The organism is Lysinibacillus sp. NPDC093216 (assembly GCF_050280325.1).
Taxonomy (GTDB): Bacteria; Bacillota; Bacilli; order Bacillales_A; family Planococcaceae; genus Lysinibacillus.
In genome coordinates, this window is the sequence record NZ_JBNNVB010000025.1 from 69,958 (window position 1) to 83,257 (window position 13,300).

The window sequence follows — 13,300 nt, forward strand, 5'->3', positions numbered from 1 at the left end:
AACTGCTTGTACTTGGCGTTTTCAATATAGAATGCTCAAAATCTAAAGCTAAATTAAAGGGAATTGTTAGCTCACTTTCACAAAAGTATTTCGAAATGACTTTTCAACCTTTTCTGAATGAATAAATTTGATTTTCAATAATGAAGGTTTTTTTTCATACTATATGGTGGAGGTGAAAAAATGCCAAGAGTAAAATATATAAATTCTGACGTTGACTTAGTGGCAAGGATGATGAGAGCAGAAGCTGTAGGTGAAGGAAATCAAGGAATGCTATATGTTGGCAATGTCATTGTGAATCGTGTTATAGCAGAGTGTCCAGACTTTAAAGATTTAAGAACCATTAATGATGTCATTTATCAGGTACAGGGAGGAAATTATTCTTTTGAAGCTGTTCAAAAAGGTAATATGTTTTACCAAAGAGCGCGACCTAATGAAAAAAGATTAGCAAAATTGACTCTGGATTATTGGCGAGATCATCCAGCGAAATACGCACTTTGGTATTTCAATCCATACGCACCATGTCCTCCAACATGGTACGGTCAACCTTTTACTGGTCAATTTAAAAATCATTGCTTCTATGAACCAGCACCTGATACATGTGAAAGTGTTTATCAAGGATAGGTAGCTATTTTCCTTTTTTGTTACAGTTTTTCTGTTGAGCCTTTTACAGTCTCAAAATATTAAAGTCTATAAATAAAAAAAAGACATTCTACCCAAGTAGTTTGTCTTTTTTGTATCAATATTTTTTTGTAGATATTATTTAAAAATCTACCACGCCATTCTTGTGCTTTAGTTCAAATATTGTTTGTGATTTAATTTTATTTGTATTTTTCAGGTATGCGTTCTCCATTTCTAAACGCTCAATTTTTGCTTGTAATGTTTCAAGAGAGCCTTCAGCTTCTCTTACATTTTTGGATTGCTTCTTATTGGTTTCTTTTTTCTTGGGAGAACGTCCCCTTTTCTTTGGCTCTAGAGCTGTTAGTCCTTGTGTTTTTAATAGCTTTGTCCACTGATATATTGTACTCGGAGAAGATATATTAAATTTACTTGCTGTTTCTAGAAAAGAAGCACCTGTTTCGTTCATAAAGTTTAGTACGTCTAGTTTAAACTGAACAGGATACGTTGTATAACTTTTTTCAAAACCTTTAATCCCTTGAGCCTTAAATAATTTTACCCATGTGATAATTTGATTTTGATTTGAACCAATACTTTCTGCAATCTCTTTATAAGTCTCTGTTCCATTTAAATAACGATTCACTGCGTTTAATTTTATTTCAACTGTAAATTTAGACATATAAACACCCCATTAATGTTAGTTAAGACACATATTTACGGGTCATATCAAAATAAGAAATTTTCTTTCTTATTGCATTCTCTTTTTATTTCTCGTCATTTCCCATTTTTTAATGGCCAACACGGAACCAAAGAAAAATACCGTGGCAACCAATATACCTACCGGAAGACTAGTCACAATGTCTGCAGGTAATACAAAAGTAAGCAGAGGGAAAGCATACACAGCTGGTAAACGGATGCCAACGATATGCAACAAAATAAACATTAGCAACATAGCTAAAATCGTAATGAGTATCCAAGAATTAATATTCAAATACAAAAGCGTTCCTACAGTTGTTGATATGTTCAGTAGCAATACTTGCTTAAACGCCATTTTGCTACTGTACATTGGTTTTTGAAGCACTTCATACACGGCGACAAGGATGACCGCAAGCTGCTCATAACCAACAATCGTGACTGAATCAATCCAAACCAAATTGAGGAATATAAAAACCAACATATACTTATACTGAATTGGCACTTTCTTTACCAATCCCTTATTTAATCCAAATAGGAGAACACCACGCATTAAGAGGAGCGTGAAAATGAAAACCGCTATAATAATTCGACCTCTCCATAGCTTAGTTGCAAAGAATTTTGCAACCTTGGAGACGATTGCTAACTATAAATCTAATATTCTTACAGCAGAACTAGTGCCTATTCTAGATGCACCAGCATCAACCATTAATTTTATATCATCGATGTTACGTACTCCGCCCGATGCTTTGACCCCAACATTTGGTCCAACTGCTTTTCTCATGATCGCAACATCTTCAACAGTTGCTCCGTGCAGAGAACAACCTGTGGAAGTTTTAAGATAGTCCGCACCCGCTTTTACAGATATTTCGCAAGCACGTACTTTTTCTTCATCCGTTAATAGACATGCCTCTATAATAACTTTTACTAGGGCCTTTCCTTTTGCAGCGTTTACAACTCTACTAATTTCTTTTTCAACTAGCATATTGTTTTTATTTTTTAATGCCCCGATATTAATCACTACATCTATTTCCGTAGCCCCGTTACCAATTGCATTTAGAGTCTCAAATACTTTCGTCTCAGTAGTGCTCGCACCTAAAGGAAATCCTATAACTGTGCAAATATTAACATCTGTTTCACGTAAAAGATCTGCAGATAAGCTTACCCAAGCAGGATTCACGCATACAGACGCAAAGTAAAATTGTTTTGCCTCTTGGCATAAATTAATTATTTCTTTTTCGGTAGTACAAGGTGAAAGTAATGTGTGGTCTATTAATTTTGGATAGTCCATAAATATATCAACTCCATCTTCAAGATATGTTTAGTGAAATTAGGTGATCTGCGTTTTTTTACCTCAAGAGCTTTTTATGATAGACCAAGAGGATTTTCATTTAATGCTACTTTTTTCAAGCCTAATCCATTTGTTTTCATTTCTAAAACCATTATGTGAAAAGATAATTGTGAATTGTGAATCATTCCACATATTTAATTTATAAACCATTTATTTTAGCCTATATGGATGTTAAATTACCCATGTCTCTTATAATAAAGGGTTTATCATTTTTTTGACCATCCAGTACATTTGTTTTTTACCCATCCATTTATAATTAAAAAAAGAGACAAAACTGGTCAAATCCTAAAAAAAAGCGAGAAATCAATTTTAGAAACATTGATTTCTCGCGCTTTTCTGATGTGAAATTTTCATAGTGTTAAAAAATAAAATGGTTAAGGTTCGCACCAAAATTATCTGTTGCTGTCACTTCTTTAGCACTACGTAAATCAATCCCTCGTTTTGCCAGAGGGTCATACTTAACTGACACCTAAATTTCATTAGTTTTTCAATAAAAAGAATCAAAATAGTTTAAAGTTTAAAGCGAATGAAGTGCTTCTGCAAACCTTTTGATTCCTTCTTCAATTGATTTTTCATCTTCCCTTGAGAAAGTAAAACGCACAAAATTCTTTTTAGACCCAATTGTAGAACCGGGGACATAAATTACTCCTCTTTTAATGGATGTCTCAAGTAATTGGACTTCATTAAAGTCTTTTAATATTTTACACCAGATATGAATCCCCCCTTGAGGAACAAAAAATTCCACCTCATCCTTTAAATAATGAGTAAGACTTTTAACAATTTGATTTCTTCTTTTTTCTAATTCCACAACTAATTTATTCATATGAGATTGGAAATTTTCTGATTCTAAAAAATCATTAGCAATCCATTGTGTAAAGCTTGAATGACCAAAGTCTATTTGCTGTTTTGCATCGGATAATCTTTCTATTACTGATTTGGGCCCTATAATCCAGCCAATTCTTAGTCCTGAGGCAACAATTTTGGACAATGAGCTAATGTATAAAACATTTCCGTTAACATCCATTGATTTAAGTGTAGGGATTTTTCTCCCTGTAAAAGCTGTTAAACTATATGGATCGTCTTCTACTACTGGGATTCCTAGTTCGGAGGATATGTCTAAAATATCTCGTCTTTTCTTTTCATTCATGACAGAACCTGTAGGGTTTTGAAAATCAGGATTTAAAAAAATCATTCTAATTCGATGTTTTTTATATAATGAGCGTAAATCTTCTGGTTTTATGCCATCCTTGTCCACAGATAAATAATGTATTTGAATGCCTGCTGTTTTGAAAATTTGAAGATTATAACTGTATGAAGGCTCTTCTAGCGCAACTGCATCTCCTGGTTTTAACAAACACTGCACGATTAAATGTATGGCTTGTTGTGCACCAGATGTAATGAGAATGGAAGCGGGATCGGTTTCTATTTGACGATACTGTCTCATATGTTTCGTTATTGTTTCTCTAAATATCTCATTCCCTTGTGGATGATCATATCCTAAGCTCCCGATAAAAGAACGGGTAAAAGTAATCTCCCTTAAATAATCCAACGGGAAAAGATCCTCTGACAATTCTCCACTAGCTAAATTGATTAGTTTATGTTCAACCGCTTCTTTTCTTATTCTCTGCGTTACAGGTTGATTAGGTAAAAAAGGCCCCGCTTCAATATATCTATTCCAACTAGGAATGCGTTTATTTGTAATTCCCCAGATGTCTTTACTGATTGTTGTACCGCTTCCTCTATTTCTTTCAATCAGTCCATTGGATTCCAACTCATCATATGCACTTACAACAGTGCTTCTGTTTATATTAAATTCTTTAGCTAAAAACCTTTCAGACGGTAAGGATTTATCAGCCGGAAATGTGCCATCTGCTATCCCTTTTTCAATATATTCGGCAAGTTGTTTATATATAGCTTTCTTTGATTCTCGATCTGGTTTCCAATCCATAAAAACTCTCTCCTTAAAATTCCTAATTGTTCCTATCCCCAAAAATGGGGGTTCAATAGAATTATCCTGTATTCTCTTTTATCAAACTGCAATAACTTCCTCTAATCTTTTCGATTAAAAAGAATTATTTTAAATAAATCACACTCATAATAAACCACCCATTTAACCTTTAATTTAACCATCCACTTTGTTTATCAAACCACTTCTTGCATTTTAAAAGCTTGATATAATCCCTTTTTTCACAAAAAAATTATATCAAAATATTTTTTTCATTTGAGAACGTTTTGTGATAGATTTCATATTTTCTTGCCTTTCGATTTTTATGCAACTAATATGAAACTCGAATTGTGAATCAAATTCCGCACAAACCCTTATTAGCCTTTAAAACATACAAGAATAATTGAAAGGGGTTTGTCTATGAAAAAGATGTGGATCAGTTTCATTAGCTTTTTCACTATTGCCACTATATTAACAGGGTGTGAACCGTTGTTAGTATTGGATCCAAAAGGGCCTCAGGGTCAAGTACAAGCTAAAGATATAATGCTATCGATTTGGATTATGTCCGTTATCCTTATCGTTGTGTATGTCATCTTAGCTTATATGTTATTTAGATTTCGCGCGTCTAAACAAAGCGCAAACTATAAACCTCCCTACATTAAAGGAAGTACACTAGTTGAAATAATTTGTGTTGGTATACCTGTATTGATCGTTATATTCCTATCAATTGTTTCAGTTCAAAGTAACAATAAGGTTGAATCAACACCTGCAGAATATAAGGACAAAGAACCTCTTGTCATTTATGCTGCAACATCTAACTGGAAATGGCACTTTAGCTATCCAGCAGAAAACATTGAAACAGTTAACTATCTGTATATTCCTGTTGACCGTCCAATTGAGTTTAAACTCTACTCTTACGGACCTATTACAAGTTTCTGGATTCCGCAGCTTGGGGGGCAAAAATATGCAATGTCAGATATGGTGAATACATTGCATTTAGGTGCTAACACACCAGGTGAATATATGGGACGAAACGCAAGTTTTAGTGGTAAAGGATTTGCTGAAAATACTTTTAGAGTCGAAGCAGTACATCAGGAAGAATTTGATAGCTGGGTAAAGGACATTAAAAATACTTCTCCAGAAATAACGGAAGAAAAATTTGATAATTTACTAAAGCCAGGTCATGTGGATGAAGCTTCGTTTAATGGGACTCACTTAACATTTTATCCGGCACCAGACAGTGAACATGGTGAACATTAACACAGGTTTCTAATTCATTAGAATAGTGTTCATTCAAACACCACTAATTCTTATGATGAATCATTTAATTATTAAAATTCCACTATTTTACTATAGAACTCTTGAAAGGAGTATTAATCGTTATGGAATTCTTTGAACGATTTGCTATACCTCATCCAAGTGCTGCGATTTACGGATCAATGGTTGCCATTGCACTAACGATTATAGCAATCATTGTCGGATTAACTTTTTTTAAAAAATGGGGCTATTTATGGCGTGAATGGTTAACGACAGTTGATCATAAGCGAATTGGGATTATGTATTTAATCTCTGCATTACTAATGCTTTTCCGCGGTGGAGCAGATGCGATTATGATTCGTGCTCAACTAGCTGTACCTGATAATAAATTACTTGATGCTCAGCACTATAATGAAGTATTCACTACTCATGGGACTGTGATGATCATCTTTATGGCAATGCCCTTCATTATGGCATTTATGAACTTCGTTGTACCATTACAAATCGGGGCTCGTGACGTAGCTTTCCCAAGGTTAAACGCATTAAGTTTTTGGTTATTCTTTATGGGGGCAATGCTCCTAAACATTTCCTTTGTCATTGGTGGTTCACCTGATTCAGGTTGGACAAATTACTTCCCTCTAGCGAATAACGATTATAGCCAATCAGTAGGTACTAACTATTATTTATTCGCTCTACAAATTTCTGGATTGGGCACATTAATGACTGGTATTAACATGATCGCAACGATTCTTAAAATGCGAGCACCTGGTATGACATTAATGAAAATGCCAATGTTTACATGGTCTGCTTTAGTAGCTAATGTTATTATCGTTTTCGCTTTTCCTGTATTAACAGTAGCACTTGCTATGGGGACTATGGACCGCTTATTTGGAACTAACTTCTTCTCAACAACAAGTGGTGGTATGGATATGCTTTGGGCCAATTTCTTCTGGGTCTGGGGACATCCTGAAGTATATATTCTAGTGTTACCAGCGTTCGGTATTTACAGTGAAATTATCTCCACCTTTTCTAAGAGAAACCTTTATGGATATAAATCTATGGTTGGCTCAATGGTGATTATCTCCTTCCTATCATTTTTAGTATGGACGCACCATTTCTTTACGATGGGACAAGGAGCTTTAACAAACAGTGTCTTCTCTATTACAACAATGGCGATAGCCGTTCCAACAGGAGTTAAGCTTTTCAACTGGTTATTTACACTTTGGAAAGGAAAAATCGAATTCACGACTCCAATGCTCTATTCATTACTATTTATCCCCACTTTTACAATTGGTGGAGTAACCGGAGTTATGCTCGGAATGTCAGCTGCTGACTATCAATATCATAATACGATGTTTCTAGTGGCTCATTTCCATATGGTTATTATTCCTGGTGTTGTATTCGGTATGTTAGCCGGTTTACATTACTATTGGCCAAAAATGTTTGGCTTTATATTAAATGAAAAAATCGGAAAATTGACAGCTTGGATTATCGCTATTAGTACGCTTGTGGCGTTTATGCCAATGTTCTTCTCAGGTCTCGATGGACAAGCACGTCGTATGTACACATACACTGAAGAAACTGGTTTTGGCATATGGAATATGATTTCGTTTGTAGGTGCAATTGGCCTAGCAATTGGATTTGCCTTAATCGCCTATAACGTTTACTACAGTATTCGTTACGCATCAAGAGATATTGGCTCAGATCCATGGGATTCACGTTCACTAGAGTGGGCTACGCCAAATCCTGTACCTCATTATAACTTTGCTATTTTACCGCATGTTAACTCTACTGAAGCTTTCTGGGATTCAAAGTATAATAATCATGTTTTATTCCCAGATAAATATGAAGAAATTCATATGCCAAATAACAGCGGTGTCCCATTTATATTAAGCTGTATTTTCTTTGCTTGGGGCTTTTCTTTTGTATTCGGAATGTGGATTCCAACGATCATCACTACCATTGGGATATTTATATGTATGGCTTTACGTTCTTTAGAAAAAGATCACGGACATTACGTATCTGTAGAAGAAGTAATAAAAACAGAAACGCAATTGCGAGGTGCTAAATAATGAAGATTGATAAAACACTTCCACTCGAATATAGTACACAACAGAATCAATTAAACATTCTCGGTTTTTGGATTTTCCTAGGCGCCGAAATTATGCTTTTTGGAACGCTCTTTGCAGGTTACTTCGTTTTATTTAATCGTGTTGGTAACGGTCCAACTGGGGCAGAGATTTTCGAACTCGCGCCTGTCCTATTTGAAACATTTATACTCCTAACAAGTAGCTTTACGATCGGGTTAGGAATACATGCCATGCGACATGAAAACAAGAAGGCCATGATTACATTCTTCGTGATCACACTACTTCTTGGTCTAGCATTTATAGGTTTTGAAGTTGCTGAGTTTGCTCACTACATTCATATTGGTGCAGGACTACAAACAAGTGCTTTCACAGCTATATTACTAACAACACTAGGAACTCATGGAGGTCACGTAACATTCGGTGTATTCTGGGGATTCCTTATTGTCCTACAACTAATAAAACGTGGACTGACTCCACAAACAGCTAATAAAGCTTTTATTTTCTCCCTATATTGGCACTTCTTAGATGTCGTTTGGATCTTTATATTCAGCTTCATTTACTTGAAAGGAATGGTATAAAATGAGCAATTTATTCCCTCTTAAACAAGTAATAGGTTTTGCACTTTCAATAATCCTAACTTTAATCGCAGTTAGTGTTTATTTTCTGGATGTATCCTTTCCCATTATTATGACGATTTTACTTGTCACAGCATTTATTCAGGCAACCCTTCAACTGATTGTGTTTATGCACGCAAGTGAAACGAAGGATAAAGGAGCAATCTTTACAAACATTTACTATGCTTTAATTATTGCCCTTGTTACAGTATTCGGGACAATATTATGTATGGTTTGGGGATATTTATAATATCATTATATAAGCAGACAAATACTCTGATAGAAGTATTTGTCTGCTTTATTACATACGAAATTAATTAATAAATTATATATTTGTGTACCTTTTATCTGTTCAAGTAAAAGTAAATTTACTATATAATGTTGAGAAAATATTTGCGCTATTCTCCAAATAAATTCATTGGTACGGTTTTCAAAAATTCTCTCACTTCTCGAATGCCAGGAAGTTCACTTTCTACAAGCTCCACCCCGACAATTTTTGCTAGTGGCTGAAGCATCGGTCTTAATTCTTTAGAGACAAATATTTTACTTGGTCTTACCTCTAAGCCTTGTAAAAATGCCCATAACATGCCTTGTGCAATTGGTGGCGTTTTAGGCATAGAAAGCATTTCGTGTTCAATAACTAAATTGCTTCCTCGTTCAACAAGCATACCAGAAATCGGATAAACAGTGCGGTTCGTTTCTTCCGACTCTACGCCAAAAGGCATATAAAATAAATCATATTCTAATTGTAATGCACTTTTAGGTTTTTTCTTATATTTTGCTTTTTCAAACATTGATATTTCCTCGTAGCACTCATACGTTGGCTTCGTCATATTTATTTGCAAAATATAGATTTCTTGTAACTCACCATCCATTTGCACTTTAAACGTTGGATATTGATGTGCAGCTAGCTGCGGATATTCCCAGTCATCCTTCCGAGCTTCTGTAATATTAATCATCCTACTTACAACATCAATTAAAAGCTCTACCTCAAGATAATTTGGTCTTTCAGGATGCGTTCCCTCCAGATAGCTACGGAATTGAATCCAATTCTTCTTCCCTCTATACGACAGCCCATAATCTTTAATTAGCAGATAATCTGCTGTATCTAATTCTTCTCTATCAACAAAATTCACAGTTAAAGCATTTAAACCATAGGAGAAATCGCTCGATAAATTTTTCTCAAAAAGAATTTTTTCTAAGCTATTATAGCCAAGCTCCATGTCAAAAATCATTAATCCAAACTCTTCACCACCAGCTCCCATAACAGAAACAAGTACTTTGTAATCTACATCTTCAAAGTGAATGGCTACGACTTCATCATCCCTTAAATATTGCCATGGCTTTAATTTTTTTAGGTCATTAGTAAGCTCCAATAAAGTAAGATAATCTGGCTCCAGGTTTTCTAGTAAACTATTTGCCTCTTCATCCTCCCGTATCAGTTCATTAATTTCCTCCAAATCAATCTTGTCCATTTTACCTGTATGAATATTGCCTGCTCCAGCAATACATAAAGGAGTTTCAGAGCTCATCGGTAAATCCTCATTGCTCTCTAATCGAATAGTAAATGATGCACTATTATCAATTACATGTGCAATGGCTTCATCACCGGATTCTCGAAGCCATTCATCGACCAACTCTTCATCTGTATCTAATTCCTTATCATTTTTAGGTAAAAAACAAATCTTTTCTTTAGATACTCGTCCATCTTTTTTAACCATTTCAAAATCAAAATAGTCTGCCCCATCCAAATCAAAACTTAGTAATATAATTTCATCTAGCAAGGAAAAACTACTGCTCTTCGGTAACAATAACTTTCGATAAATCTCCGGTTTTTTCTTACTTTCAATATGCAACTGTATCATTGTTTACCCTCCTTCTTCTATTTGTTAAAGGATGCTGATGAAGCTATTGCTAATCTGCTTTCACACACAAATGCAATAATCACTTGCTCTATCTCTTCATTAAATACTTCTACTTTGTAGCTATTCTCAAAGTGAACCACTTTCTATTCACTTTACTAACAACCTATCCGTTCTGCAATACTTCGAAATCTATTTCTCACCAATTGTCACATACCTCAATACTTGTCGTGTTAATTGTGAAAAACAGCCTAAGTTGTCTAGTAACAGCGCTTTATCGTAATTATAAAATCCACATTTTAGAAAGCAAAATATAGTTTTCTGACTTTTATCAATTTTTGTTCAATTATTGACAAAAGTTGATTTTGAAACTTTTATAGACTGGTGGCATAGGGTTATCTATAGGACTTTATAAGGACTTTAATACCTCTAATTAAATAAATAAGTCGAATTTTTACTAGTCTTCTTTTCTTTCTTATAAGGATCATCTGTGATTTCAAACTCCAATCAGAGCCTATTTTTTCTGATTTTTATCAAATTTCGTTCAATTATCGACAAAACTTGATTTTGAAAGATTTATAGCTAATGGTATGGTATTAACATCCCGGGGAAAAAGTAAAGAAGAATGATTATGAAAACAAAATAATGACAATTTTATAGAAAAATTTAATTTTATAAAAAAGGGTATCAATACAAGGTATCAATTCTTTGATATCCTTTTTTAATCGTTTAAAAGAAGGTGAAATCTTTGGGTTATATACTAATAAATATATTTATTTTATTACTTATCGTTTCATTTGCTGAATCATTAATGTATTTATTTAAAATAAAAAATACAAAATTAAAAAGCATTTTAACTTATATAGTAATGGCAGTAATAACGTTTATTACAAGTCAATATATACCTAATGATTATAAGGAATTTACAAAAACATTAGCTATAGCATTTTTAATTATAGCATTAGTATCTTTGTTTAAAAAAAACACAAATATTAATTAAACTAGTTTAAATTAAATATATTTAAGTTTATTAGTTTAATTTAGAGTGGAGATATTAAATATGTAGTAGGTGAAGTTGTTAATCATTAAGGTAGTAATTGCCTCAATTAAATTCAAAGTCGAATCATTTTTATAACTTCCAAAAATTGACTTAATGTAATCGATATATATGGCCTTTAGCAATAACTTGTTTCTTTTCACCTTTATACGAATAGGGAGAGTTATTACATTGAATAAAATTTAGAATGAAATGCGGCGTGATGTTCATAACTAGTCTATCCCCACTTTTTACCAAAGTAGACGAAAATCTATTTTCTACTATTTACTTAAGTATCGCTGTAGTTGGGGTTGGCTCGATGTCTTTATTCAATATAAAAAGAAGATGAAATACATTTTAGAAAATAGTAATTGATACTATAAAGCTCAATATTATATGGTAACCCTACCATACCTATTGAGCTTTTTAATTATGCTCTCATAATTCTCAGGTTCTATAGATGGTCCAAAGTTTACGCCCATATAGTTTTAACTTATATATTTTCCTAATAATTTATATAAGTACATAACATTATGTCCCATATCTTATACAATTATCGTAAAATAAAAACACAGACTTTTAAAATTAATACAAAGGGATGACTTACTTGCAAATACCTACATATGAACAATTTATGTTTCCTTTTTTAGAATATCTAAAAGATGAAAACGAACATACATTAAAAGAATTATATGAATTTTTACCTCAATATTTCAATTTATCAGAAGAACAAGTAGAAGAACTTCTCCCTAGTGGAAATCAAACAGTTGTCGTTAATCGAATAGGTTGGGCACGTACTTACCTTAAAAATGCTGGTCTAATCAACAGTCCAAAACGCGCTGTATTTAAAATTACACCCGAAGGCTTTAAACTTCTTCAAGATTCGTCTGTTAAAGAAATCAATCAGAACGTATTAGAACGCTACCCCCAATTTTTAGAATTTAAAAATCGTACAAAACCTTCCACAGATTCTGAAATAAAAACAGTTATTTCTGAGGATTCCAGAACCCCATTAGAAATTATGAATGAAAACTATCAAATCTTAAAGCAGTCCTTGCAAACTGAACTATTAGAAAAAATTATGAAATGCTCTCCTCAATTCTTTGAGCAACTAATTGTAAACTTAATCGTCGCAATGGGTTACGGGGGATCGATTTCAGATGCTGGGAAAGCCGTAGGAAAATCTGGCGATGGTGGAATCGATGGCATTGTCAAAGAAGACGTCCTAGGATTAGATAAAATCTACTTACAGGGAAAACGTTGGGCAAACCCAGTTTCAAGACCTGATATCCAAGCATTTGTTGGAAGCTTGGTAGGCTTTAAAGCTAACAAAGGTATATTTATCACTACATCTCGCTTCACAAAAGAAGCCATTGCATATTCCGAGAGTATTGATAAATCATTAATTTTAATTGATGGAATGAAACTTACTGAGTTAATGTTTTTATACAATGTAGGTGTATCGAGTGTTCAAACCTTTACGATAAAGCGTATAGATTTAGACTTTTTTGAGGAGAGCTAATAATAAGAAAATGCAGCGAGCTTCATTCGAAGATTGCTGCATTTTTTTGACCATCTGTTATGTTCAACAGAATTTTGTAATTGCCCTTATTTTCGATAATATATTTAATACTGCTGTCTATCTTAAATAAAGAATTAATATTTTCAAATCATAATTTTGTTTTCTATTCGTGTACTATATACATCAATTATTGAAGGAATATATGCATATTTACGTGCCAACTATAAATGCTAATTTAAATATGTACATTCCTGCTTGAATAACGATGTACAAAAATGCTCTTCCATTTCATACTAATACTGAGGTGTTAGTATG

General features: G+C 33.5%; 11 protein-coding genes and 1 pseudogene. 7 read left to right on the top strand and 5 right to left on the bottom strand.

Going from position 1 to position 13,300, the window contains the following annotated elements:
* Nucleotides 1–180 precede the first annotated feature (180 nt).
* On the top strand, nucleotides 181–621 hold the full coding sequence (locus ACQKOG_RS21445; RefSeq protein WP_370042418.1) for a cell wall hydrolase: 441 nt from the start codon (nucleotides 181–183) through the stop codon (nucleotides 619–621).
* A gap of 139 nt (nucleotides 622–760) precedes the next feature.
* Here ACQKOG_RS21445 and ACQKOG_RS21450 read toward each other — a convergent pair whose 3' ends face one another.
* From ACQKOG_RS21450 to ACQKOG_RS21465, 4 genes and pseudogenes are all read right to left on the bottom strand, one after another.
* Complete coding sequence (locus tag ACQKOG_RS21450) at nucleotides 761–1,294, bottom strand: helix-turn-helix domain-containing protein (RefSeq protein WP_370078234.1); 534 nt, start codon at nucleotides 1,292–1,294, stop codon at nucleotides 761–763.
* A gap of 69 nt (nucleotides 1,295–1,363) precedes the next feature.
* Nucleotides 1,364–1,894 (bottom strand): annotated as a pseudogene (locus tag ACQKOG_RS21455) (hypothetical protein); the annotation flags it as partial.
* 60 nt (nucleotides 1,895–1,954) lie between these two features.
* Nucleotides 1,955–2,599, bottom strand: coding sequence for a deoxyribose-phosphate aldolase (gene deoC, locus ACQKOG_RS21460; protein WP_370078236.1), 645 nt, complete (start codon nucleotides 2,597–2,599; stop codon nucleotides 1,955–1,957).
* Between the two features lie 577 nt (nucleotides 2,600–3,176).
* The gene (locus tag ACQKOG_RS21465; protein WP_370042423.1) at nucleotides 3,177–4,607 is read right to left on the bottom strand and encodes a PLP-dependent aminotransferase family protein; all 1,431 of its coding nucleotides are present in this window, start codon (nucleotides 4,605–4,607) and stop codon (nucleotides 3,177–3,179) included.
* 417 nt (nucleotides 4,608–5,024) lie between these two features.
* Here ACQKOG_RS21465 and qoxA point away from each other — a divergent pair, with 417 nt between their 5' ends.
* The 4 genes from qoxA to qoxD all read left to right on the top strand — a co-directional run bounded on the left by qoxA (nucleotide 5,025) and on the right by qoxD (nucleotide 8,815).
* A complete protein-coding gene (qoxA, locus tag ACQKOG_RS21470; RefSeq protein ID WP_370042425.1) occupies nucleotides 5,025–5,864 on the top strand; it encodes a cytochrome aa3 quinol oxidase subunit II in 840 nt (279 codons plus the stop codon).
* Between the two features lie 122 nt (nucleotides 5,865–5,986).
* Nucleotides 5,987–7,933 carry a cytochrome aa3 quinol oxidase subunit I gene (gene qoxB / locus ACQKOG_RS21475; RefSeq protein ID WP_370042427.1) on the top strand — a complete coding sequence of 649 codons (1,947 nt, stop codon included), beginning with the start codon at nucleotides 5,987–5,989 and terminating at the stop codon, nucleotides 7,931–7,933.
* Entirely contained in the window at nucleotides 7,933–8,529 is a 597-nt protein-coding gene (gene qoxC / locus ACQKOG_RS21480) for a cytochrome aa3 quinol oxidase subunit III (protein ID WP_370042428.1), read from the top strand. Before qoxB ends, qoxC begins: the two co-directional genes overlap by 1 nt.
* 1 nt (nucleotide 8,530) lies before the next feature.
* On the top strand, nucleotides 8,531–8,815 hold the full coding sequence (qoxD, locus tag ACQKOG_RS21485; protein ID WP_370042430.1) for a cytochrome aa3 quinol oxidase subunit IV: 285 nt from the start codon (nucleotides 8,531–8,533) through the stop codon (nucleotides 8,813–8,815).
* A 148-nt stretch (nucleotides 8,816–8,963) separates the two neighbouring features.
* Here qoxD and ACQKOG_RS21490 read toward each other — a convergent pair whose 3' ends face one another.
* Nucleotides 8,964–10,430, bottom strand: coding sequence for a DUF7309 domain-containing protein (locus ACQKOG_RS21490; protein WP_402869394.1), 1,467 nt, complete (start codon nucleotides 10,428–10,430; stop codon nucleotides 8,964–8,966).
* Nucleotides 10,431–11,175: 745 nt separating this feature from the next.
* Here ACQKOG_RS21490 and ACQKOG_RS21495 point away from each other — a divergent pair.
* Both ACQKOG_RS21495 and ACQKOG_RS21500 read left to right on the top strand, forming a co-directional pair.
* Nucleotides 11,176–11,427, top strand: a complete 252-nt coding sequence (locus ACQKOG_RS21495) for a hypothetical protein (RefSeq protein WP_402869396.1) — start codon at nucleotides 11,176–11,178, stop codon at nucleotides 11,425–11,427.
* Nucleotides 11,428–12,070: 643 nt separating this feature from the next.
* Entirely contained in the window at nucleotides 12,071–12,985 is a 915-nt protein-coding gene (locus ACQKOG_RS21500) for a restriction endonuclease (protein ID WP_402869398.1), read from the top strand.
* Nucleotides 12,986–13,300: the final 315 nt, after the last annotated feature.